Here is a 22,956-nt window from a genome sequence, read left to right as displayed (position 1 = left end):
TGTTAGGTTGGGAGTGGAGTTAGGTGCCAAACGCCTGTACTAACTTTATTAACATTGATAAAAGGCAATCCCATTGCCATTGAGGCCTGATCAGCCTTAGACTTGATTTCTTGCAAAGTAGGTACATAGTTCCACTTAGCATTATCAAACAAGAAAGGGCCAGGTGTAAATTTAGCTTTAGGTTTTGGTATAGATGACGAAAGACGATTGATTATTTTAGAGAAGCATTCGGTACTACTAATTTGAGTATTTTGCCAACTTTCTTCGAGCATCTGTTTGTCATGTTTTTGTCTGAGACCATCCTTTAAAAATAACTTTATATAGTTAGAAAGTTCGCTAGAATTTAGTGCTTTTTCATTGATTAGATGACTTGCTGTTCCATGTTGCTTACCATCTGGAGAAATGATTTCAATTAATGGTGTGCCAGCCAGCAAAGATTGTGTTCCAACAGTACATCCCATCGTCACAACACATCTTGAAGCATGAATCCAAGGCTCAACAGGCCCTTTTCTAATAATATGACAATTTGGATATTTTCCAAAATTTTCATACCAAAAACTGGGATCCGTCGCAGGGTGAGGACGTATAATGAATTGGACAGACTTTAGTTGCTCAATAGTTTTTACTAGAATTTCTTTAAAATACTCTCTCTTTTCAATTCCCTCATGCTCCATCCATTGCTTATATTCCTTCTGAATAACATGATTTTTTTCTTTAGATATATTATAATTTGGTAATTTATTCAAGCCGTACAGTTCAATTCCAAAGTTGTCACTTATAAAAATAAAATCTCCAAAATTCGACTTTAAACCTTCAATTTCACTGCGATAATATCGTCTTCCAATATGATTGAGCAAATCTGATCTACAATTACCTAAGATTTCCATCTTTTTGCTCAATTCTGGAATTTTCCCGAAAAAATTCTTATCTCTTTTGCCCCAACATGCGTAGACATCTATATCTTTTACTGCACGCGGATCTACTCTTGCTAACCATGTTTCAGTATCTCGTACGCCTAAATTATTAAAGCCTTCTTCATCAGAAACAATAACTTTACCGCCAAGTTTCTTTACTGGAGAAATTCTTCCGTTATACATAATTGAGCTAACACTTTTTTCTAGAAGACATACAGGCCCAACGGTATTTAGTACATGGGTGAAGTATTTATCATATCCAATTATAACATCATTTGAGTATTCCGAACTGAGCCTAACGCCCAGAAGTAATTTAGCATCAAGTTCTCGAAGCGACATTTCGCAAGGAAGGCAAACTACCATAGTATTTAAAGCAAAATATGAATTATTTTAGCATAATCGGGAAATGGGCGTTAGTCATTTCATTACTTCAAAAAACAACCATAAAAAAGATTATGATCTAAGGATTTCTTGTCTTTTTCTTCTGAAATGCAATGGAATTGCCTTTTTTCCTTGTAAAGAGCATATAAATGCTCTCCAATTGATAATTCACAGCCACTAAAACAATATTTATTTGCATAATCTAGATAAATACTTGACCATTGATTCTGAACAATTATCACACCCTTTTTGCAATTCTTAAATATATTGTCTAATACGAAGAGATAGCAATCAAGACCATGGTACTGAAGTATGACATCGAATGTCCGTCCATGAGATATAAAATAATCAACGGACATTGAGCCAATAATTCTATCAATACCTTTCATATCACCCTTTTTTCCATCTACTAGTCTGGAACTATTTTTCAGAAAATATTCATACAGATCCGGAAAATTTTCCTTCATTGCATCCCTTACTTCATTAATATCACAACCACCCAGATTATTAAATCCTATTTTATAAAGACTATTTAAGACCCTTCCTGATGAACAGCCTATATCAAAGATTTGATCATTCAATTCACACTTTTCTTTGACTTTTTGTACAAGGAAAAGGCTAGACGGCTGATGATGAATGTAATTTTCTGGAAGATGCTTGTGATTGGATTGCGGCTTCAAATCAGGAAATACAATTATCCATTATACAATATACTGTCAATCGAAATTATTGTGATATTTTTTGTAATATGGCTTATATATCATATCTATGAATTAATTAAATCCCATATCAAGAGCACATCAGGAGACGAGCAGCTAAAAACGATTGATTATTAACAAATTCGGAAATATTTTTAGTTAACACTTGTCTAGCGAATCTCACCAAAATATATATTATAGTGGAGTACTATCGGGGATCAATTAAATCGCCCCAGTAAGTTTAAGGCGAAGTTTATTTACGCGATCACGCAGGGTGGCTGCTTCCTCAAAATCTAACTTTTTAGCTGCATCTTTCATTTTCGCCTCCAATTGATCTATCAATTCTGGCAGGGCCTCTAGTGCAAGTCCAACATCGGAATCATTTTCCAGAGCCTTGGCTGCCTTACTAACCACTTGCACAAGATCTGCATCGGGACCATCCTGCTTGAGCTTTCGAGAGAGCTCCAAAAAGCTAAGGATCGAATTGCTGGCTTTCTTGCCCGCAGCAGTGGGCACCACACCGTTCTTCTCGTTGTAAGCATGTTGGATTACCCGACGCCGCTCGGTTTCAGAAATAGCCTTGGCCATCGAGTCGGTCATATTATCGGCATAGAGCAGTGCTACCCCCTCCACATGACGAGCAGCACGGCCGATGGTCTGAATCAGGGATCGTTCAGCCCGCAAGAAACCCTCCTTATCTGCATCGAGAATCGCCACTAGGCTCACCTCAGGTAAATCCAGACCCTCCCGCAGCAGATTCACCCCCACCAGCACGTCGTATTCCCCCAGACGCAGATCCTGGATGATCTCAATGCGCTCGATCGAGTGAATCTCCGAATGCAGGTAGCGCACCCGCACCTCGTTATCAGCCAGATAGTCGGTGAGATCTTCGGCCATGCGCTTGGTCAACGTGGTGACCAGCACCCTCTGATTTTTGCTAGCCCGATCGCGGATCTCGCCGAGTAGGTCGTCCACTTGCCCGGTGGTGGGCCGCACTTCCACCACTGGATCCAGCACCCCCGTCGGGCGGATCACCTGCTCGGCCACCTCCCCGCCGCTTACCTCCATCTCCCAATTGCCCGGCGTGGCCGAGACAAACACCGTTTGCCGCGCTTTCTCCCAAAACTCATCGGCCTTGAGGGGCCGGTTATCGGCAGCACTGGGCAGGCGGAAGCCGTGCTCGATCAAGACCTTCTTGCGGGCCTGGTCGCCGTTGTACATCGCTTGCAGCTGCGAGCAAGTGACGTGGCTCTCGTCCACGATCAACAGCCAATCGTCGGGGAAGTAATCGATCAGGCACTCCGGCGGCGTGCCCTCCTCACGACCAGCGAGATGGCGGGCATAGTTCTCCACCCCGTTGCAGTAGCCCACCTGGTCCAACATCTCCAAGTCATATTTAGTGCGCTGCTCAAGCCGCTGGGCCTCCAGCAACTTGCCTTCACCGTTGAGCACATCCAGGCGATCCCGCAATTCCTGACGGATCTCACGAATGGCAGTGTCCAGCCGGTCTTTGGGAGTGACGAAGTGCTTGGCCGGGTAGATGTTCACAGCATCCATGCTCTTCAGAATCTCGCCGGTGGTGGGGTCGACGTAGCGGATCGCCTCCACCTCGTCTCCGAACAGCTCGACCCGCACCAGCCGATCTTCATAGGCGGGACCGATCTCCAGCACATCCCCCTTCATCCGAAATCGACCACGGGCAATTTCGGTGTCATTGCGGCTGTACTGGTTATTCACCAACTCCCTGAGCTGACCACGAATGTTGAGAGTCTCCCCCACCTCGAACTTCACCGCCGCCTTGAGGTATTCACTCGGAATGCCCAGGCCGTAAATGCAGCTGATCGAGGCCACAACGATCACATCACGACGCTCGAACAACGACCGCGTCGCTGAGTGGCGCAGCATGTCGATCTCTTCGTTGATCGACGCCGTCTTTGCGATGTAGGTGTCGCTGACCGGAACGTAAGCCTCCGGCTGGTAGTAGTCGTAATAGGAGATGAAGTACTCAACGGCGTTCTCAGGGAAAAACTCCCGCAGCTCATTGCAGAGCTGCGCTGCCAGGGTCTTGTTATGGGCCAACACCAGCGCTGGCCGACCGGTCTGGGCGATGACGTTGGCCATCGTGAATGTCTTACCCGTTCCGGTAGCCCCCAATAGGGTCTGATAGCGCTCACCGCCGTTAACCCCTCTCACGAGCTGGTCGATCGCCGTGGGCTGGTCGCCCTTGGGGGAATAAGGAGCCGTGAGGTCGTAGGCGAGCATGGGTGAGGTGCCAAACGGCGCAGAGCAATTATCGCCGGGGAGCAAGATGAAATGCTGCGGCTTCCAAACATGTGACCCCGATCCAGCTGGTCCACCATGCTCCAGGTGCCCCCGGCCTACGGTGGCTCGGTCTCGGGCCAGGTCTGCTCCCCAGCAGAGCGCTGATCAAGCTGCAACGGCTATTCGACCGACACGCCTTCTGGGCCCGCGGCCGCAGCTTTAACCAACTTCGTCGCCTGCTGGCCGGAAGCGACGCCGTGGTGAGCCTCTGGCGCGGCAAGCGGCTGGTGGGCTTCGGCCGAGCCATCTCCGATGGCTTCAGCCGGGCCGTGCTCTGGGACATCGTTGTAGCCGGCGATCTGCAGGGCCATGGATTGGGCCGCAGGGTGATCGAAGAACTGCTGCATGCCCCGCCCGTAGTGGGCGTTGAAAGGGTATATCTAATGACAACTAAAAGCGCTGGCTTCTATCGGCAACTGGGCTTCAAGGATGCCGATCCCCAACAGTTGATGGTGCTGCGACGCTGAGCAGATCGCAAAAGATGGATGATTTGGATCAAAAAGCATTCTGCAACAGGCCAACGCACAACGGCTACAAATCCCCAAGAGGAATTGCGAAAAGGCAGACGTTCGCCACCAGAAAGCAAAACTCTTAATTTTTCAAGCAGGTTCCCAAAACAATGCCACCTTCTGAAGACCAAAAAGTGTTAGTGATCGCCGCTCACCCAGACGATGAAGTGCTCGGTTGTGGCGGCACAATCGCTAAGCATTCCGATGCAGGTGATCACGTGCAGGTGCTGATCATGGCCGAGGGAGCAACCTCCCGGCAGCCACAGCGTGATCGTCTGCATGCCAAAGAAGAACTATCTGAACTGGGCAAAGCTGCACAGGCAGCTGGATCGATTCTTGGAGCAGCAGGAGTCGAACTTCTAGATTTTCCGGACAATCGTCTGGATTCACTTGATCGTCTAGACCTCGTCAAGCAAATTGAAGAACGCATTGAGCACCATCGGCCTCAAATGGTCTACGTGCACCATTCCGGTGATGTGAATGTAGATCATCGGCGACTACACGAGGCCGTTGTCACAGCCTGTAGGCCCTCACCTGGACAACCTGTTCGACGAATGCTCAGCTTCGAAGTGGCCAGTAGCAGCGAATGGCAACCACCCGGATCAGCGCCGGCATTCCTACCCAACTGGTTTGTTGACATTTCCAATCAGTGGCAACGCAAGCGCGAGGCTTTATTGGCTTATGCAAGTGAGATGCGCCCTTGGCCTCATGCTCGCTCTTTAGAAGCTCTGGAAAGCCTGGCCCGCTGGCGTGGAGCCCAGGTCGGTGTGGAGGCAGCGGAGGCGTTCTTCTTACTACGGCAGGTGGTGTGACTCGGATTCTCATTCGCTGCGACGCATCTTTCTCAATTGGCAGTGGCCATGTCATTCGCTGCCGAACGTTGGCCCGCATGTTGCTGCAGCAAGGCGCAGAAGTTGTATTTATCTGTCGTCGCCAACCTGGTGATCTCATCGCCCTTCTGGAGAAAGAATTTCGAGTGCTGGCGTTACCGGAACAAGAGCTTGCGTTATGCGATGGATTGGAGGGTCGAAAGCTCTATGAATCCTGGCTCGGTTGCAGCCAAGCGCAGGATGCTCACGACTGTCTGAAGGCTCTTTCGTTAGCAAAGACCGGCAAGAGTGATTGGCTTGTAGTGGATCACTATGGACTTGACGCCAAGTGGCAATCAGAAGTCAAGATCGGACTTGGTGAAGATGCTTACACAAAGTTGCTGGTAATAGATGACCTGGCAAATCGACCTCACTTGGCAGACCTGTTATTGGATCAAAATTTCTTAGGTGCAGCTAGCGAACAGCGATACCAGGGGCTAGTGCCAACCGATTGCCGCCAATTAATAGGTCCGCACTATGCCCTACTGGGGCCGGAATACAGCCAGCTTCAGCCGTTAGTGCCGCTTCGTAAGCAGTTGAGCAGGGTGCTTATATTTTTCGGAGGAGTGGATTCTGACAATCTCTCCGGTCGGGCCCTAGAAGCACTAATGGATGCTGATTTAGCCCACGTTGCGGTGGATGTGGTTCTCGGGCGCCAGACGCTACACCGAAAAAAAGTTACTAATCTGATAGCTCAACGAGCAAAAACCACTCTTCATGGCCCTCTGCCAAGTCTGGCGGGACTGATCGCACGAGCGGATATAGCGATCGGCGCCGGAGGTGCCACTACCTGGGAGCGTGCTTGCCTCAAATTACCTACTCTAATGATAACTATAGCTGCAAATCAAAGGCCTATCGCCAAAGCCCTCGATCAGGCTGGTCATTGCAAACTCCTTGGCGATGCGACAACAGTGAGTGTTGAGCAAATTAGGGCCGAACTGCTATCTCAAATCACCAATAGCGTTGAAAGTTTCCATGACGCTGGCAGCAACCTCACCGATGGCAATGGTGCATCTCGTCTAGCCCTATCGGTGCTCGGCCCGCAATCAGCTATTAAACTTCGGCGGGTCGAGGAAAAGGATGAAGCCGTACTTCTCCGCTGGGCAAATGATTATCAGGTGAGGGCGAACAGCTTTTCGAGAAATCCGATCAGTCCTTCTGCTCACAAACAATGGTTTTCAAAGGGCCTGAACGATCCCAATCGATTGCTTCTCATTGCTACGACCGAGGAGGATATTCCAATTGGCCAGATCCGCTTCGATAGGCAGCTGCTCCATGCCAATAGTGGTGGTCACGAGGCCACGATTGATCTCTCAATTGACCGCTGTGCACGTGGCTATGGCCTGGCAGTAGAAATGCTGCGCCTTGGTCTGCAAACCATGGAGGAGCACTGGGGACCTGGCATCGATGCTGTTGCTGAGGTACTGGCTAGCAACGCGGCAAGTAATGCATGTTTTAGCCGGGCCAACTTTGCCAAAGAGAGAGCGTTGATTGGCATTCCACGGGATCGAGGCGTAATTCGCTGGCACAAGGCATCCCCTCATGGACGACCTCAATAATCAAGAACACAAGACAAGCTCAATACGGACCTATGGCAGTTGATCTGGCTTTTCCATTGCGAAGGTGGATCTAAAGGAATCACAAACCGAAGACCTCAGCCTACTGAGAAATAGCCAGAATGAGCTCATCAGGTCCAAAACTCAGGCACTGGGGGAAAATAACTTCAGTCCCATGAGACCCACCGACCTCTACCACGTGTATTTGCAAAACCCTTTGAAATGAGCGATATCTCACCTACTCAACAACAAGGTCTCTTGATCCTGTCCAGCAAACCGTGGAACAGTTCCATTGCCGAGCGTCTCGCACGACGCCTGGATCGACATGTTGAGATCGTCTCCTGTCCAGAGCAGCTCAGAACAGAGTCCATCGCTGAAATCAATCCCCAATGGATCTTTGTGCCGCACTGGAGTTACTTGATCCCGGAGTCAGTCTGGGGTAGGTGGCCGACCGTCATTTTTCACATGACTGACCTGCCCTATGGTCGTGGCGGCAGCCCACTGCAGAATCTGATCCAACATGGACATGTCACCACAATGCTCACAGCCCTGCGTTGCTGTAAGGAATTAGATGCGGGTGATGTATATCTCAAAGAGCCATTGGATCTCCATGGGAGCGCTGAGGAAATTTTTCTCAAGGCTGATAAATTGATTGAAAAAATGATTGAACGCATAGTTCACGAGCGACCAAAAGCCAAGCCACAGCATGGCAATCCTGTGCTGTTCACTCGACGAACCCCAGCCCAAAGCAATCTGTCTCTCTGCACAGAAGGCGAGCTATCTGCTTGGTATGACCAGATCCGCATGCTTGATGCAGCAGGCTATCCACACGCGTTTTTGGAAGTAAATGGCATGAGACTGGAATTCAGACGTGTCTCCCAGCGGAGCGATGGCCTCTACGCCGACGTGAGGATTAGCTCAACAGCAACTGTCCAAACTCCTAAACAAGAACCCTCCTCATGACGATTGAAATAGCTGGCAGACCCATCGGTACAGACCATGCACCATTTGTGATTGCCGAAATGAGCGGCAATCACAACCAGAGCTTGGCAAGAGCATTAGAGATAGTTGAAGCTGCCGCTAAAGCGGGCGCAGATGCCATCAAATTGCAAACGTACACCGCTGACACCATGACGCTGGACAAGCGTGGCGGAAGTTTCGAAATTGATGATGCTGAGTCTCTATGGTCTGGGAAAAATTTGCATGACCTTTACAAACTTGCCTATACACCCTGGGAATGGCATGCTCCGATCATGGAGCGCGCCCGCGACCTGGGAGTGATCTGTTTCAGTTCACCATTTGACGAAACAGCCGTCGACTTCCTAGAAGAGCTCAATGCTCCTGCATACAAAATAGCCAGTTTCGAAAATAATCACCTACCCTTAATTGCTAAAGCGGCAGCTACAGGAAAACCTCTCATTATCTCAACGGGGATGGCAAGCCTTGGTGAGCTCGAACTGGCTGTGAATACTGCTCGCGATGCAGGTTGCACCCAACTAATTTTGCTGAAATGCACGAGCACATATCCAGCGAGTCCCGTAAACACTAATATTCGCACCATCCCCCATCTGCGCGGTTTATTCCATACCGAAGTAGGTCTCAGCGACCACACCATGGGCCTTGGGGTTGCTGTTGCCTCAGTGCCTCTGGGTGCTTCTGTGATTGAAAAACATTTCACCTTGGCGCGAAAAGACGGCGGTGTAGATAGCTCCTTTTCTTTAGAGCCTCAGGAGATGGCGAACTTGGTTGAGGAATCAAAACGAGCCTGGCAAGCCCTTGGGACAGTGCGCTATGGCCCAACGGAAGCGGAACGCAAGAGCCTCGTATTTCGCCGATCCATTTATGTCGCTCAAGACATCATCGAAGGTGATGTCTTTACAGCGGAGAATATTCGAATCGTTCGTCCTGGTGACGGTGCACCACCTCATCTCTACCAACAACTACTGGGACGAAAGGCCAGGCGAGGCTACGACTCAGGGACACCTTTAAGCCTGGATCAGCTTATTTAAACGAAGATTTTCTCCAACCAATATACCAATCACACGTAGTCTCCATTCAGCTTTGGAATTAAAGATTTAGAGAGCAGCACTCTCGGTACGATCCGGTTCCGAGAAAGCTGCAGATGCCGCGGTCCAATTCCCAACCCCAGGATGAGGCACTACAAGGAAGTCTGTTCGGCGCTCCTGAGCCCACAGCGCCTGCTATTTGGGGTTCAGCTAGCAAGTCCCCCACGGCCAGCCAGAATCTCAGCGACGACGAGCTGGGGGCCGATGCCGCCGCCCGGCCCCGAACACGCCAGGCCAGCGCAAGCGACACCAGCGCTGAGCCCCAAGGGGCGAGCGATCCCGAACCCAGCAGCGACGAACCGGCCTGGGCCCACCACAGCCAACTGGATCCACAGCAGCTCACGCCGATGCTGCGCCACTACGTGGAGCTCAAGGCGGCCCATCCCGAGCGGGTGCTGCTCTATCGATTGGGCGACTTCTTCGAGTGCTTCTTCGAAGACGCGATCGAACTCTCCCGGGTGCTCGAACTCACCCTCACCGGCAAGGAGGGCGGCAAGGCGATCGGCCGCGTGCCGATGGCGGGCATCCCCCACCATGCCGCCGAGCGCTACTGCGCCGAACTGATCAAGCAGGGCTACAGCGTGGCCCTCTGCGATCAGCTCGAAACCACCCCCACCAAAGGCGCCCTGCTCAAGCGGGACATCACCCGGGTGCTGACCCCCGGCACCGTGCTGGAGGAGGGCATGCTCAGCGCCCGCCGCAACAACTGGCTGGCGGCGGTGGTGGTGGAGCCAGCCCAGGGCAAACAACCGCTGCGCTGGGGCCTGGCCAGCGCTGATGTGAGCACCGGCGAGGTGCAGGTGATGCAGCGGGAGGAGAGCAGCGCCCTGCACCAGCAATTGGCCCAGCAGGAGGCCTCCGAACTGCTCTGGGCCGCCGGCCACGACGCGGGCCGGCCGGCCTGGTGCCCGGAACGGCTGCGGCTGACGCCGATGGCCAGCACCCCCTTCAGCCCCGCCGAGGCGGAGCGCACCCTGCAGCAGCACTACCGCCTCAGCAGCCTCGATGGCCTGGGCCTGCCGGAGCATCCCCTGGCCCTGCAGGCCCTCGGCGGCCTGCTGCGCTACCTGCAAGACACCCAGCCCCTGGAAGACGACAGCCGCATTCCCCTGGAGGTGCCGGCGATCGTGCACCGCGGCGATGCCCTGGTGCTGGATGCCCAGACCCGCCGCAACCTCGAACTCACCGCCACCCAACGCGACAACCAGCTGCAGGGGTCGTTGCTCTGGGCCATCGATCGCACCCTTACCGCCATGGGCGGCCGTTGCCTGCGCCGCTGGCTGGAAGCTCCCTTGATGGACCTCCAGGCCATTCAGCAGCGCCAGGATCTGGTCAGCAGCCTGGTGGGTGAACGCAGCCTGCGGCTGACGATCCGCCAGCTGCTGCGGCCGATGGGCGACCTGGAACGGCTGGCTGGCCGGGCCGGCGCGGGCCATGCCGGTGCCCGCGATCTGGTGGCCATCGCCGATGGTCTGGAGCGGTTGCCCCAACTCACGGCACGGCTGGAGGCTGCCATCAGCGAGGGCCCCGACTGGTTGCAGCAGCTGCTGACCCCCGATCCGGCCCTGGCCGAACTGGCCCAGACCATTCGCCACAACTTGGTGGAAGCACCGCCGCTATCGCTCTCGGAAGGCGATCTGATCCATGACGGGGTCGACCTTCTCCTGGATGGATTGCGCAACCAGCTGGACGATCAGGACGCCTGGCTCAGCCATCAGGAGCAGCAGGAGCGCCAACTCAGTGGCATCAGCACCCTGAAACTGCAGCACCACCGCACCTTCGGCTACTTCCTGGCGGTGAGCAAAGCCAAGGCCAGCTCGGTGCCGGACCACTGGATCCGACGCCAGACCCTGGCCAACGAGGAACGCTTCATCACCCCCGACCTCAAGGAGCGGGAGGGCCGCATCTTCCAGCTGCGGGCCCGCGCCTGCCAGCGGGAATACGAACTGTTCTGCCACTTGCGGGAGCAGGTGGGCGCCATGGCCGCCCCGATCCGCCAGGCGGCCCGCGCCGTTGCGGCCCTTGATGCCCTCACGGGCCTGGCCGACGTGGCCGCCAGCGGTGGCTACTGCGCCCCCAGCATCACCGACAGCCGTGGGCTGCAGCTGGAGGCCAGCCGCCATCCGGTGGTGGAGCAACGGCTGGTGGAAACCGCCTTCACCCCCAATGATGTGCAACTCGGGGATGGCACCGACCTGGTGGTGCTCACGGGTCCCAACGCCAGTGGCAAGAGCTGCTATCTGCGCCAGATCGGCCTGATCCAATTGATGGCTCAGATCGGCAGCTGGGTGCCGGCCCGATCCGCCAGCGTGGGCATCGCCGATCGGATCTTCACCCGGGTGGGGGCTGTGGATGATCTGGCCGCCGGCCAGTCCACCTTCATGGTGGAGATGGCCGAAACCGCCAACATCCTGCACCACGCCAGCGATCGTTCCCTGGTGCTGCTCGATGAGATAGGGCGGGGCACCGCCACCTTCGATGGCCTCTCGATTGCCTGGGCAGTGAGCGAGCACCTGGCAGGCGATCTGGGCAGCCGCACGGTGTTCGCCACCCACTATCACGAGCTCAATAACCTGGCCTCCGAACGCGACAACGTGGCCAACTTCCAGGTGCTGGTGGAAGAAACCGGCGACGACCTGGTGTTCCTTCACCAGGTGCAATCCGGCGGCGCCAGCCGCAGCTACGGCATCGAAGCGGCGCGTTTAGCCGGCGTTCCCAAGCCGGTAGTGCAACGGGCCCGTCAGGTGCTGGATCAGCTGGCGGCCTGAAGCATCAAGCCGAAGGCAACGCGCGCATCAGGCTGCCCATCTCAAGGGCCTCCAGGCCATAGCTCCAGCCCAGGTTGCTCTTGATGCCAGCCCGCTCCAGCGCCTGTTGCATCGTGTCGGTGGTCAACACCCCGAAGATCACGGGCACGGAGGTGTCGCGCGCCACCGCCGCAATGCCCTTGCTGGCTTCTGCGACCACCACATCGAAATGGGGGGTATCGCCACGGATTACGGCACCCAGGGTGACCAGCACCTGGTACTGACCGGAGCGGGCCATCTGCTGGGCCACGATCGGCAGTTCAAATGAACCCGGCACCCAGGCGACATCGAGCTGTGAACTGGTCTCCGACACATCCACGCCATGGCGCTTGAGGCAGTCGAGACAGCCGCTCAGCAGCTTGGCGGTGACGAGATCGTTGAAACGAGCCACGACGATGCCGACGCGCAGACCAGCTGCGTCAGAGAAACGTCCTTCGAACGTGGCCATTGGGAAGGTGCCGACTGAATCTCAGCCATCGTGGCACCCGCCGGTTGCGGCTGATAGACGAAATCAGACGACGAAGAAGCTCACACCCCAGTTCAGCAGCACCAGGGCGACCCAAACAGCACTGCCCAAAAGGATCAGTCGGTTGGAACGGCCGCTGTCCTCACTGGAGGCATACAGCACCGGCACCGCAACGATCAAGGCAAAAGACGCCACCACCAGGGCCAGAACGGTCAGCGTGTTGATGAACTGCATGGAACTGGAAGTCAGGGTTCGATTTTCACACGAGAGCCGCTGCTCCCGAGAGTGAGCGGAGCACTCTTCACACCCTGAAGGGGAAAAGCGCTCCGCTCAGCGGTGATTCAGGCTCAGACGCGGGTCGCGACAGCGCTGCCCAAGGCGTCGCGCAGACCGCGCACCACAGCCAGCATCGCCAGCTCATCCTGGAGGCGGTTCACCGCTGAACCGACACCCACGCCGGCGGCACCGGCGGCAATCGCCATCGGCAGCGTCACCGCCGAGAGCCCCGAAGCACAAAGCACGGGCACGTCGACAGCACGGCTGATGCTGTGGGCCGCCGCCAGGGTGGGAGCAGCCTTCTCGATCAGGCCGAGGTGACCAGCGCTGAAGGGCTTGGCACTGGTGCCGCCCTCGGTCTGGATCAGATCGGCACCGGCCGCCACCAGATCGATGGCCAGCTGTTCCTGCTCATCCATCGGCAACACGTGGGGCACCGTGACGCTCAACACAACGTTGGGCAGCAGTTGGCGGGTGCGGCGGGTGAGCTCCAGCACCTCAGCGGCATCAAAAATCCGGCCTTGGGGATAGAAGGCGTCGTAGTTACCGATCTCCACCATCTGCGCACCGGCGGCCACGGCCGCGGGGAACTGCTCGGGCTCCACCGACGACACACACACCGGCACGCCACCGGAGGCCTCAATCGCCAGGCGCACCAGGGCAGGATCACAGGCCACATCGATCAGATCAGCACCGCCACGCCCTGCTGCACGGGCGACCCGCTCCACGCTGGCGGCATCAAAATTCATCAGGCCAGCGATCACCTTGAGCGCAGAGCGCTGCTCGAGGCTGCGCTGCAGAGAAGCGGGCAGCTGCTGAAGACGGGTCATGGGGGACTGGACAGCAATGCCCCAATTCTCACACCGTGGGGGAAACGCACCCTCTTCCTTGGGCTGGACGTCCTGGCATGACCGCCTGCACCGGCGCCTGCTTCAGCAGCCGCAGCTGCTTCCGCAGGAGAGCGCCCTGCTGCTGGCAGTCTCCGGCGGACAGGACTCCATCGCCCTACTGGCTCTGCTGCAGGATCTGGCGCCCTTGCATGGCTGGAGCCTGAGCCTTTGGCATGGCGATCACCGCTGGCACGACGGCTCCAGCCGGATCGCCGCCGAACTGAGGGCCTGGTGCCAACAGCGCCAGCTGCCCCTGCAGGTGGATCAGGCGGTGCCGGGGCAAGTGCCCAGCGAAGCCACAGCCCGGCAGTGGCGTTATGAACGGCTGGCGCAGCGGGCCCGCGAAGCAGGCGCCGATGTGGTGACGGGCCACACCGCCAGCGATCGGGCCGAAACGATGCTGCTGCAGCTAGCCCGCGGCAGCGATCTTGCCGGACTGGCGGCACTGCCCAGCGTCCGCCCCCTGAGCCCAGAAGGTCCCCACCTGCGCAGGCCACTGCTGCACCTGCAACGCCACGACACTCTGCAGATCTGCCAAGACCTGGCCCTGCCGATCTGGGACGACCCGAGCAACCAATCCGCTGATTTCGCCCGCAACCGGATCCGTCAGGAGGTTCTGCCTGTGCTCGAGGACCTGCATCCGGGCTGCAGTCAGCGGATGAGCGATCTGGCCGAACGGGTGTCCCACGTGCGGGACAGTCAGACAGAACTCAGCCGGATGGCCCTGGAGCTCCTGCAAACCCCAGCCGGGCTGGACCGCCGCGGCCTGGGGGCGTTGAACCCGGCCACCCGGCGTCTGCTGCTGGCGCAATGGCTGCAGCAGCAGGGGGTGCCACCACTTCCGGCCGCCCAACTGGAGCAACTCAGCCGTCGGCTGCAACAGGGCGCACCCGGAGGTTCAGCCGATTGTCCGGGGGGCTGGCAGCTCAGCTGGAAGGGAGCGGAGCTGATGCTGCTGCAGCGCGAAGCAGAGCATTAACCGCCGCCGCCACCAGACCCGCGCCGCCACGACTGCCCTCCAAGCGGATCTGAGCCAGACCGCTGGCCGCCAGATGCCTCTTGCTTTCCGCCACCCCCACGAAGCCCACCGGCATGCCGATCACCAGGCTGGGGGCCGGGGCCCCGGCGGCCACCCGCTGCAACAGCACCTCCAGAGCTGTCGGTGCACTGCCGATCAGCACCACTGGAGCGGGTGACGCCACCGCAAGCGTCATCCAGGCCTGCTCCATGCCAGCGGCCGTGCGTGTCGAACCCTGCGGTGCCAGCTCTGGAGCCCACTCCAGCACCGTGTGCACCGCGCTGCCGAGGGTGCGTTGGGCCATCGGGGCCACCGCTGCCGCTGCCATCGCGGTATCCGTCAGGATCGGCGCCCCCTGCCGCAGCGCCTCCACCCCATGCTCACAGGCCCCCTCGCTGAACTGCAGCAGGGGCCCCAGGGAGAGATCACCACTGCTGTGCACCAGCCGTTCCAGCACCTGCTGTTGCAGCGGAGGCAAGCCGGTGTCGCCCAGAGCCGCCTGGATCCGCCGGATGCTTTCGGTGAAGATCGGGTGGTCCTGGGCCATCCACGCCATCATCAACCCATGCCGATCCATCTGCTCTGGGGTGATGACGCCGCCGCGCGGGACCGGGCCATCGAGGCTCTGATCGGCCAGGTGGTGGACCCCAGCTGGAGCAGCCTCAACCTCAGCCGCCTGGATGGGGCAGACGCTGGTCAAGCCCTGCAGGCCCTCGAAGAGGCCCGCACACCTCCCTTCGCCACGGGCGAACGGCTGGTGCTGCTGCAGCGCAGTCCGTTCTGCAACGGCTGTCCCAGTGAACTGGCCGACCGGTTTGAAGCCGCCCTTGAACTCATCCCCGACACCAGCCACCTGGTGCTGGTGAACCCTGCCAAACCGGATGGTCGCCTGCGCACTACCAAAACCCTGCAGAAGCGAATCAAAAGCGGACTCGATCAGGAACAAAGCTTCCCGCTGCCAGCCGCCTGGGATGGCAATGGTCAGCGCCAATTGGTACAACGCACCGCCGAGGCCCTGGGTCTGCAGGTCGACCCCGATGCCATCGATGCCCTGGTGGAGGCCATCGGCACCGACAGCGCCCGACTCGAATCGGAACTGCGCAAGCTTTCCCTGCGCGGCACCACCATTTCCGCTGCGCGGGTTCAGGAGCTGGTGGGGGGTCGCTCCACCAATGCGCTGGCCGTGGGCGATGCGCTGCTGGAGGGCAACCCCGGCGAAGCCATTGCCCGCTGGGATGCCCTCATCGAAGCCGGGGAACCAGCTCTGCGAATTGTGGCCACCCTCACCGGTCAGATCCGGGGTTGGCTCTGGGTGAGCCTGCTGGAACAGCAGGGGGAAAGAGATGTGGCGGTGATTGCCAAGGCCGCCGGGATCGGTAATCCCAAACGCATCTATGTGATGCGCAAGCAGCTGCAGGGTCGCCCGGCCAAACGCTTCCTCTCCCTGCTCGGGCGCCTGCTGGAGGTGGAGGCACGGCTGAAACGCGGCGCCCAGCCAGGCGATGCCTTCCGCGACGGACTGCTGGGCTGATCGCTGCCCGCCAGGTGAGAAAATCCAGCGTTGCTGAAGCCCAGCCCATGGCCCTCCTGGTGCAGAAATTCGGGGGCACTTCCGTCGGCAGCGTGGAACGCATCAAGGCGGTGGCCGATCGCATCGGACGCTGCCGTGAGGAGGGGCACGACGTGGTCGTGGTGGTCTCCGCCATGGGCCACACCACCGACGAACTGACGGGTCTGGCCAACGCCATCACCTCAACCCCCACCCAGCGGGAGATGGACATGCTGCTGGCCAGTGGTGAGCAGGTGTCGATCGCCTTGCTGGCCATGGCCCTAAACGCCCAAGGGGTCAGTGCAACGTCGATGACCGGCCCGCAGGTGGGCATCGCCACGGAATCCACCCACGGCCGGGCCAGGATTCTCGGGATTCGCACCGACCGAATCCGCAACCGCCTCGCTGCTGGCCAGGTGGTGGTGGTCGCCGGGTTCCAGGGCACCAGCACCAGCAGTGATGGCCTCAACGAAATCACCACCCTCGGACGCGGGGGCTCCGACACCTCCGCAGTGGCCCTGGCGGCAGCGTTGGGGGCCGATGCCTGCGAGATCTACACCGACGTTCCGGGTGTTCTCAGCACCGACCCGCGCAAAGTGCCGGATGCCCAGTTGATGGACACGATCAGCTGCGACGAAATGCTCGAACTCGCGAGCCTTGGGGCCTCCGTGCTGCATCCCCGAGCAGTTGAAATCGCCCGCAACTACGGCGTGAATCTTGTGGTGCGATCCAGTTGGAGCAATGCCCCAGGCACCCGGCTCACCAGCCGACCAGCCCGTCCGATCAGCACCAACGGCCTGGAGCTCGGCAGTCCCGTGGATGGGATGGAGGAAGTGGACGGACAGGCCGTGCTCGCCCTCTCCCATATCCCCGATCAGCCCGGCATTGCCGCACGACTGTTCGAAACCCTCTCCGACGGGGGAATCAATGTGGACCTGATCATTCAGGCCACCCATGAGGGCAGCAGCAATGACATCACCTTCACGGTGGCCGAGGCGGATCTCGAGCTGGCCCGCGGCATAAGCCAGAAAGTTCTGGATCAACTGGGCGGCGATCTGGCAGCAGAAGGAGGGCTGACGAAGCTCAGCATCAGCGGGGCCGGAATCATGGGGCGACCGGGCATTGCCGCAAACCTGTTCAACTGCCTGTGTCAACAGGGCATCAACCTCCGCCTGATCGCCACCAGTGAAGTGAAGGTGAGCTGCGTGATCGAATCCAGTGCCGGCAGCAAAGCTGTTCAAGCGGTGCGGGACGCCTTCGACCTTGAGGAATCGCAAATCCGCATCAATCCCACCAACAACGGCCGTGGAGAACCGGAAGTGCGCGGCGTCGCCCTCGACCGCGACCAGGTGCAACTGAGTGTTCGCCACGTGCCCGATCGACCCGGCACCGCGGCGTCGCTGTGTTCAGCCCTAGCCGACAACAGCATCAGCCTGGATGCCATCGTTCAATCGGAACGACAACACAGCGACGGATCACGGGACATCACCTTCATCCTGCGCAAGGACGACCGCGCCCGTGCCGATGTAGCCCTAGCCCCCCTGCTGGCCCAGTGGCCGGGTGCCGCCCTGGAAGACGGCGAGGCCATTGCACGGGTGAGTGCCGTCGGTGCTGGGATGCCGGCAACGCCAGGAACAGCGGGGCGCATGTTCCGTGCTCTGGCGGATGCAGGCATCAACATCGGCCTGATCGCCACCAGTGAAATCAGAACCAGCTGCGTGGTGGCAGAAGAGGCTGGCGTCGAGGCCCTCCAAGTGGTGCACGCCGGGTTCGGACTGGGTGGTGATGAACGTCACTCCGCCCAAGGCACCCCATCACCTCACGACGCCAGCTGAAGGTCTACAACGGGGGTACCGGAACCCCAAGCGTGGACGCCGATTTCGAGCAGCACTACCAAGCAGCGGAACGGGCCTACGGCCTCGGGGATTACCCCGAGGCTCATGCCCTGGCCTCGGCGTTGTGGGATCAACTCCAAAGCGCATCAGACGAGCAAGACCAAAGCCTCGTCTTGGGATGGCGGGCTGTGGTGGCGTTGCTCCTGGGTCACATCCAGCTGCATGGACTCCAGCAACCGGAGCAAGCCGCCCTCTCTTACCAACGGGTGCTGGACATTGAACCGGAGGCCACCCTGGCGGCCCTGGCGGAACAAGGGCTGGAGCTCTGCCGGTCGCAGAACAGCGTCAGCGCAGCAACGACGACACCTGCAACCGATGTCGTCCTCCCAGATCTGCTGAAGGATCCCTTCCTGACCACGGATCCCGATCAAGCCAGGCCAGCACAGCCCCACGTGGTCACGGCGATGCCGTGGTTGCCCAGTGACAAGGAACCCCGGCCCACGCCCACTGCGGCTGGCACTCCCTCTCCGGATCCGGCACCAACCCCAGAGCCTGCGGTCACCCTGGAACCAGAGATCACAACCGAGCCAACGGAGCAGCCACCGAGCGACGAGATCGAGCCCACAACCCAGGAGCCTGCAGCCAAGGATCTCCTGGAGAAATCGTGGCTCCGCAGACAACTTCAACCTGCAATCAAAAGCCCCACCGACTCCACTGAGCCGATGGGTCTGATGAACAGGATCAAAGGGGCCTTCGCCCGCTCAGCTGGCCGCTGAACGACGACGACGGGTGCGCCCTGCAGGCATCTCCGCTTCGACCGGCTGTTGCGCAGCAGCAGCTTTCTCGACAACCGGTTGGGGAGTCACTTTCTCCACCACAGCGGTTGCTGTTGCTGCCGCCGCACGGACGGGGGCCGGCGTTGGTGAGCCAGAACGGCCGTTGCCATTGCCCTGATTGGTGCGCACAGGAGCGGGTGTTCCACCACCACCGTTACGACGGCCATAGGGGGACCCACCTCCACGACCACCGCGACCGCGCGGCGCCGGACGATCATCGGGCTCAGCATCGGCGCGACCCTTGTAAACGGGCGTGCCACCAGGAGCTGGCTGCACCAGACACAGGATCAGTGGCTCCACCTGCAGTTCACGGCGCATCCGCCGGCCGAGGCCCACCTCCACCTCACGCTGCACACCCATCCAATCCACTTCCGGTGCCTTCTCACCGGTGTTGCGGCAGAGCTGCTTCCAGCGATTTTCGAGCACCCAGGTGACTTCCCGCTCGGTCCACAAGGACATCTTGCGGGCATCCGCCGTGGTGACCACACCCCGCAGGTTCACCCGCGGCGGAGCCACCATGGCTCCATCGGTGCTGATCGCCGCCAGGATCGTCACCACGCCGTCTTCCGCCAACTGTTGGCGCTCCTTCAGAACACGGGCGTCAACGATGCCGTTGCGGGATTGATCCAGCAGCTCAATGCCTGCCTTCACAGCATTGCCCTTGCGGAGCGAATCCGGAGTGAGCTCCACCACGTCACCGTTGTCGATGATCAAGGTGTTGTCGACCGGAACCCCCATGGAGTGGCCGGTTTTGGAGTGCTGCACAAGCATCCGGTGCTCACCGTGCACCGGCACGAAGAACTTGGGCCGGGTGAGGGCCAGCATCAATTTCTGGTCTTCCTGGAAGCCATGGCCGGAGACATGAATGCCTTCGCCTTTCCCGTACACGACCTTGGCGCCCAGCATCATCAGCTTGTCGATCGTGTTGACCACGGAAATCGTGTTCCCGGGGATCGGGCTGGCTGAGAAAATGATCGTGTCGGTGGTCTTCACCCTCACCTGGGGATGTTCACCGCGGGAGATGCGGCTCAGGGCTGCCAGCGGCTCGCCCTGACTACCGGTCATCAGCAGCAGCGTTTCACGATCGGGCACATCATTGATCTGCTTGATCGGCACAAACAGCTCATCCGGCGCGCGCATGTAGCCCAGTTCCCGGGCTTTGGCGATCACATTGAGCATGGAGCGGCCCAGAAGCCCCACCTTGCGGCCGTTCTTCAGAGCCAACTCCAGAATCATCGACACCCGATGGATCGAGCTGGCGAAGGTGGTCACGATGACCCGACCCTCGGCATTGGCGATGTGGCGGTCCAAGTTGGGGAACACGGAGCGCTCAGGAGGGCAAAAGCCAGGAACTTCCGAGTTAGTGGAATCACTGAACAGACACAAGACCCCCTTTTCACCGTGGTGGGCGAGCCGTGCCATGTCGAAGTTTTCACCATCGACCGGGGTGTGGTCGAACTTGAAATCACCCGTGAAGATCACGGTTCCCACCGGTGTGGAAATGGCCAGCGTGAAGCTGTCGGCCATCGAGTGGGTGTTGCGGATGAACTCCACCGAGAAGTGCTGACCCACCTTCACCACATCACGCGGACCGACGGTCTGCAGGGTGGTGCGGTCTCTGACCCCCGCTTCGTCCATCTTCCCGGTGAGCATCGAGAGGGCCAGCCGCGGCCCATAGATCACCGGAATGTTGAAGTGCTTGAGGTGGTGAGCAATGCCACCGATGTGGTCTTCATGACCATGGGTGACGATCATGCCGCGGATCCGCTTCTGGTTCTCGCGCAGGAAGCTGGTGTCGGGCAGCACCACATTCACCCCGTGCATGCCATCGCTGGGGAAAGCCAGACCTGCATCCACCAGCATCAGGTCATCGCCGTACTCGAACACACAGGTGTTCTTGCCGATCTCATGCAGTCCACCCAGGGGGATCACCCGAAGACAAGGCTCCTGCCCCTTGCTGGATCGCGCGTTGTTGGCCATAGAAAAAGAGTTGAAGAAAACGGATTGCGTAAGCCGATAAGCCGGACCGGGCTAGGTCTGACGAAGGGCGGCCATGGCGATGGAGAGGGAACGTTTCATGTCGTCAGAGAGGGGGCACAAAGGTGGACGGGGAGCACCGACAGACCAGCCATTGAGTTCGAGAGCAGCCTTGACGGGAATCGGATTGGTGGTGGCGAACAGGGCCTTAAACAGAGGAATGAGAGCGTCGTGCAGGGCGAGTGCGGAGGCACCGTCGCCATTCAGATAGGACTCGATCATGGCGCGTATCTCGGGGCCCGCCACATGGCTGCCCACACTCACCACACCAACAGCACCCACGGCGAGCATCGGCAGTGTGAGGCCGTCATCGCCGCTGTAAATCGCCAACTGCGGGCCGCAGGCCAGGCGCAGCGCCGTGACCTCTTCGGTGGTGCCGCTGGCGGCCTTGAAACTCACCACATTGGGGCAGTCCATCAGCCGCGCCACCGTGGCCGGAGCGATGCTGCAGCCGGTGCGGCCGGGGATGTTGTAGAGCATCAACGGCAACTCAGGAGCCGCCTTAGCGATGGCACGGAAATGGGCCTCTAGGCCCTCTTGGGGAGGCTTGTTGTAGTAGGGCACAACCACGAGAGCACCATCGGCGCCGGCTGCCGCTGCTTGCTGGGTGGCCTCTATTGCCTCCGCTGTGGAGTTGCTGCCGGTGCCCGCCAACACCTTGGCGTCGTTGCCGACGGCGTCGCGAACCGCCTGCAGCAGTTGCAACTGCTCTTGCCAGCTAAGGGTCGGCGACTCGCCGGTGGTGCCACACACCAACAATCCATCGGAACCCTGCTCCACAAGATGGCGTGCCAACTGACCCGCCAAGGTCAGATCCACAGCACCGCTGGCATCAAAGGGGGTCACCATGGCGGTGACAACACGACCGAAGGGTGTTGGGGAGAGGGTGGCGGTACGTGTCATGACTTCTGGATCAACAGTTCAGCGATCTGAACGGCGTTGAGCGCCGCTCCCTTGCGGATTTGATCACCGCACAACCAGAGCTCCAGTGCATTTGCATCACTGATGTCCTGACGGATCCTGCCGATCGCCACCGGATCGCGACCGGTGACGTCTGTCGGCATGGGGAAGCGGTTCGCCGCCGGGTCGTCAATCAACTCAACACCAGGGGCAGCCGCCAGGAGCTCACGTGCCTCCTCAACAGGGAAAGGAGACTCGAACTCAATGTTCACTGCTTCGGAATGGGCCCGCAGCACAGGCACCCGCACACAGGTCGCTGTGAAACGCAGATCCGGCAGACCCATGATCTTGCGGGTCTCGTTGACCATCTTCATCTCCTCCTCGCAGTAGCTGTTCGCCTGGAGCGGTGAGTTATGCAGAAAAAGATTGAAGGCCAGGGAGTAAGGCAGCACTTCACCCTTGGGGGTTCCCCCGTCCAACACGGTTTGGGACAAATTTTTCAGCTCCTCCATCGCCCTGGCGCCGGCGCCACTGGCGGACTGATACGTGCTCACGACAACCCTGCGCAGCGCTCGCTTCGCGGCCAGAGGGGCCAAGGCCAAGGTGAGCAGGATCGTGGTGCAATTCGGATTGGCGATCACCCCCTTGTGGGCGAATGCCGCATCGGGATTGACCTCCGGCACCACCAGGGGAACCCCCTGCTCCATGCGAAAGGCGCTGGAGTTGTCGACCATCACCGCACCTGCAGCCGTGATCGCATCACGCCACTGCTTTGAAACGGAGCCACCGGCGGAGGCGAGCACCAAGTCAACCCCTTCGAACGACTGAGCCGACACCTCTTCCACCGTGAGAACACGGCCATTCCAGGCTTGGGTCTGACCGGCAGAGCGGGCCGATGCCAGCAGCTTCAGCTCGCCAACAGGGAAACGGCGTTCTTCAAGCAGCAGCAGCAGTTCCTGGCCAACAGCACCGCTGGCACCAAGAACAGCAACATTGAGAGGACGGTTGGGAAGGGTCGAAGACAAGC

At 58.5% G+C, this 22,956-nt stretch carries 20 protein-coding genes; 10 read left to right on the top strand and 10 right to left on the bottom strand.

The window, feature by feature from the left end; translation table 11 throughout:
• Positions 1-2: 2 nt before the first annotated feature.
• From DXY29_RS09535 to uvrB, 3 genes are all read right to left on the bottom strand, one after another.
• Positions 3-1,277 (bottom strand): surface carbohydrate biosynthesis protein, encoded by a 1,275-nt coding sequence (locus DXY29_RS09535; RefSeq protein WP_115024779.1) that lies wholly within the window; start codon positions 1,275-1,277, stop codon positions 3-5.
• A gap of 62 nt (positions 1,278-1,339) precedes the next feature.
• On the bottom strand, positions 1,340-1,975 hold the full coding sequence (locus tag DXY29_RS13050) for a hypothetical protein (protein WP_136987742.1): 636 nt from the start codon (positions 1,973-1,975) through the stop codon (positions 1,340-1,342).
• A 240-nt stretch (positions 1,976-2,215) separates the two neighbouring features.
• Positions 2,216-4,255 carry an excinuclease ABC subunit UvrB gene (gene uvrB / locus DXY29_RS09525; RefSeq protein WP_115024777.1) on the bottom strand — a complete coding sequence of 680 codons (2,040 nt, stop codon included), beginning with the start codon at positions 4,253-4,255 and terminating at the stop codon, positions 2,216-2,218.
• A 71-nt stretch (positions 4,256-4,326) separates the two neighbouring features.
• On the opposite strand from uvrB, the gene DXY29_RS09520 reads away from it, so the two are divergent.
• From DXY29_RS09520 to mutS, 6 genes are all read left to right on the top strand, one after another.
• On the top strand, positions 4,327-4,782 hold the full coding sequence (locus DXY29_RS09520; RefSeq protein ID WP_115024776.1) for a GNAT family N-acetyltransferase: 456 nt from the start codon (positions 4,327-4,329) through the stop codon (positions 4,780-4,782).
• A 152-nt stretch (positions 4,783-4,934) separates the two neighbouring features.
• Positions 4,935-5,636 carry a PIG-L deacetylase family protein gene (locus tag DXY29_RS09515; RefSeq protein WP_115024775.1) on the top strand — a complete coding sequence of 234 codons (702 nt, stop codon included), beginning with the start codon at positions 4,935-4,937 and terminating at the stop codon, positions 5,634-5,636.
• Entirely contained in the window at positions 5,633-7,252 is a 1,620-nt protein-coding gene (gene pseG / locus DXY29_RS09510) for a UDP-2,4-diacetamido-2,4,6-trideoxy-beta-L-altropyranose hydrolase (protein WP_170952178.1), read from the top strand. The genes DXY29_RS09515 and pseG overlap by 4 nt, the downstream gene beginning before the upstream one ends.
• 255 nt (positions 7,253-7,507) lie before the next feature.
• Positions 7,508-8,212 carry a methionyl-tRNA formyltransferase gene (locus DXY29_RS09505; RefSeq protein WP_198410537.1) on the top strand — a complete coding sequence of 235 codons (705 nt, stop codon included), beginning with the start codon at positions 7,508-7,510 and terminating at the stop codon, positions 8,210-8,212.
• Positions 8,209-9,258 carry a pseudaminic acid synthase gene (gene pseI, locus DXY29_RS09500; protein ID WP_115024773.1) on the top strand — a complete coding sequence of 350 codons (1,050 nt, stop codon included), beginning with the start codon at positions 8,209-8,211 and terminating at the stop codon, positions 9,256-9,258. The genes DXY29_RS09505 and pseI overlap by 4 nt, the downstream gene beginning before the upstream one ends.
• A 113-nt stretch (positions 9,259-9,371) precedes the next feature.
• A complete protein-coding gene (mutS, locus tag DXY29_RS09495) occupies positions 9,372-12,083 on the top strand; it encodes a DNA mismatch repair protein MutS (RefSeq protein WP_115024772.1) in 2,712 nt (903 codons plus the stop codon).
• A gap of 4 nt (positions 12,084-12,087) precedes the next feature.
• Here mutS and ribH read toward each other — a convergent pair whose 3' ends face one another.
• The 3 genes from ribH to DXY29_RS09480 all read right to left on the bottom strand — a co-directional run bounded on the left by ribH (position 12,088) and on the right by DXY29_RS09480 (position 13,694).
• Complete coding sequence (ribH, locus tag DXY29_RS09490) at positions 12,088-12,570, bottom strand: 6,7-dimethyl-8-ribityllumazine synthase (protein ID WP_115024771.1); 483 nt, start codon at positions 12,568-12,570, stop codon at positions 12,088-12,090.
• Between the two features lie 63 nt (positions 12,571-12,633).
• Entirely contained in the window at positions 12,634-12,822 is a 189-nt protein-coding gene (gene psbZ, locus DXY29_RS09485) for a photosystem II reaction center protein PsbZ (protein ID WP_006850156.1), read from the bottom strand.
• Positions 12,823-12,935: 113 nt separating this feature from the next.
• On the bottom strand, positions 12,936-13,694 hold the full coding sequence (locus tag DXY29_RS09480) for a DUF561 domain-containing protein (RefSeq protein WP_115024770.1): 759 nt from the start codon (positions 13,692-13,694) through the stop codon (positions 12,936-12,938).
• A gap of 58 nt (positions 13,695-13,752) precedes the next feature.
• On the opposite strand from DXY29_RS09480, the gene tilS reads away from it, so the two are divergent.
• Positions 13,753-14,733 (top strand): tRNA lysidine(34) synthetase TilS, encoded by a 981-nt coding sequence (gene tilS, locus DXY29_RS09475; protein ID WP_244279366.1) that lies wholly within the window; start codon positions 13,753-13,755, stop codon positions 14,731-14,733.
• On the opposite strand, the gene DXY29_RS09470 is transcribed toward tilS, so the two are convergent.
• Positions 14,681-15,349, bottom strand: a complete 669-nt coding sequence (locus DXY29_RS09470; protein ID WP_244279365.1) for a precorrin-8X methylmutase — start codon at positions 15,347-15,349, stop codon at positions 14,681-14,683. The genes tilS and DXY29_RS09470 overlap by 53 nt on opposite strands.
• On the opposite strand from DXY29_RS09470, the gene holA reads away from it, so the two are divergent.
• From holA to DXY29_RS09455, 3 genes are read left to right on the top strand one after another with little or no spacing between them, the layout of a single operon-like run.
• Positions 15,338-16,303 carry a DNA polymerase III subunit delta gene (gene holA / locus DXY29_RS09465; RefSeq protein WP_115024769.1) on the top strand — a complete coding sequence of 322 codons (966 nt, stop codon included), beginning with the start codon at positions 15,338-15,340 and terminating at the stop codon, positions 16,301-16,303. The genes DXY29_RS09470 and holA overlap by 12 nt on opposite strands.
• Positions 16,304-16,350: 47 nt before the next feature.
• Positions 16,351-18,156 (top strand): aspartate kinase, encoded by a 1,806-nt coding sequence (locus tag DXY29_RS09460; protein WP_115025033.1) that lies wholly within the window; start codon positions 16,351-16,353, stop codon positions 18,154-18,156.
• A gap of 32 nt (positions 18,157-18,188) precedes the next feature.
• Positions 18,189-18,932 carry a hypothetical protein gene (locus tag DXY29_RS09455; protein ID WP_115024768.1) on the top strand — a complete coding sequence of 248 codons (744 nt, stop codon included), beginning with the start codon at positions 18,189-18,191 and terminating at the stop codon, positions 18,930-18,932.
• On the opposite strand, the gene DXY29_RS09450 is transcribed toward DXY29_RS09455, so the two are convergent.
• The 3 genes from DXY29_RS09450 to DXY29_RS09440 are packed head-to-tail and all read right to left on the bottom strand — an operon-like array spanning position 18,918 to position 22,954.
• On the bottom strand, positions 18,918-20,972 hold the full coding sequence (locus DXY29_RS09450) for a ribonuclease J (protein ID WP_115024767.1): 2,055 nt from the start codon (positions 20,970-20,972) through the stop codon (positions 18,918-18,920). The genes DXY29_RS09455 and DXY29_RS09450 overlap by 15 nt on opposite strands.
• Positions 20,973-21,023: 51 nt before the next feature.
• Positions 21,024-21,932: a 4-hydroxy-tetrahydrodipicolinate synthase gene (gene dapA / locus DXY29_RS09445; protein ID WP_115024766.1), complete on the bottom strand. Its 909-nt coding sequence runs from the start codon at positions 21,930-21,932 to the stop codon at positions 21,024-21,026.
• The gene (locus DXY29_RS09440) at positions 21,929-22,954 is read right to left on the bottom strand and encodes an aspartate-semialdehyde dehydrogenase (RefSeq protein ID WP_115024765.1); all 1,026 of its coding nucleotides are present in this window, start codon (positions 22,952-22,954) and stop codon (positions 21,929-21,931) included. Before DXY29_RS09440 ends, dapA begins: the two co-directional genes overlap by 4 nt.
• Positions 22,955-22,956 lie beyond the last annotated feature (2 nt).

Source organism: Synechococcus sp. UW69, from assembly GCF_900474185.1.
Lineage (GTDB): Bacteria > Cyanobacteriota > Cyanobacteriia > PCC-6307 > Cyanobiaceae > Parasynechococcus.
This window is presented reverse-complemented; position numbering and strand designations above follow the sequence as displayed.

Bases quoted from the DNA above. Each gene is read 5' to 3' on its own strand.
- DXY29_RS09535 (WP_115024779.1), bottom strand. From the start codon at position 1,277: ATGGTAGTTTGCCTTCCTTGCGAAATGTCGCTTCGAGAACTTGATGCT.
- uvrB (WP_115024777.1), bottom strand. From the start codon at position 4,255: ATGCTCGCCTACGACCTCACGGCTCCTTATTCCCCCAAGGGCGACCAG.
- DXY29_RS09515 (WP_115024775.1), top strand. From the start codon at position 4,935: ATGCCACCTTCTGAAGACCAAAAAGTGTTAGTGATCGCCGCTCACCCA.
- pseI (WP_115024773.1), top strand. From the start codon at position 8,209: ATGACGATTGAAATAGCTGGCAGACCCATCGGTACAGACCATGCACCA.
- mutS (WP_115024772.1), top strand. From the start codon at position 9,372: ATGCCGCGGTCCAATTCCCAACCCCAGGATGAGGCACTACAAGGAAGT.
- ribH (WP_115024771.1), bottom strand. From the start codon at position 12,570: ATGGCCACGTTCGAAGGACGTTTCTCTGACGCAGCTGGTCTGCGCGTC.
- psbZ (WP_006850156.1), bottom strand. From the start codon at position 12,822: ATGCAGTTCATCAACACGCTGACCGTTCTGGCCCTGGTGGTGGCGTCT.
- DXY29_RS09480 (WP_115024770.1), bottom strand. From the start codon at position 13,694: ATGACCCGTCTTCAGCAGCTGCCCGCTTCTCTGCAGCGCAGCCTCGAG.
- holA (WP_115024769.1), top strand. From the start codon at position 15,338: ATGCCGATCCATCTGCTCTGGGGTGATGACGCCGCCGCGCGGGACCGG.
- DXY29_RS09470 (WP_244279365.1), bottom strand. From the start codon at position 15,349: ATGGATCGGCATGGGTTGATGATGGCGTGGATGGCCCAGGACCACCCG.
- DXY29_RS09460 (WP_115025033.1), top strand. From the start codon at position 16,351: ATGGCCCTCCTGGTGCAGAAATTCGGGGGCACTTCCGTCGGCAGCGTG.
- DXY29_RS09450 (WP_115024767.1), bottom strand. From the start codon at position 20,972: ATGGCCAACAACGCGCGATCCAGCAAGGGGCAGGAGCCTTGTCTTCGG.
- dapA (WP_115024766.1), bottom strand. From the start codon at position 21,932: ATGACACGTACCGCCACCCTCTCCCCAACACCCTTCGGTCGTGTTGTC.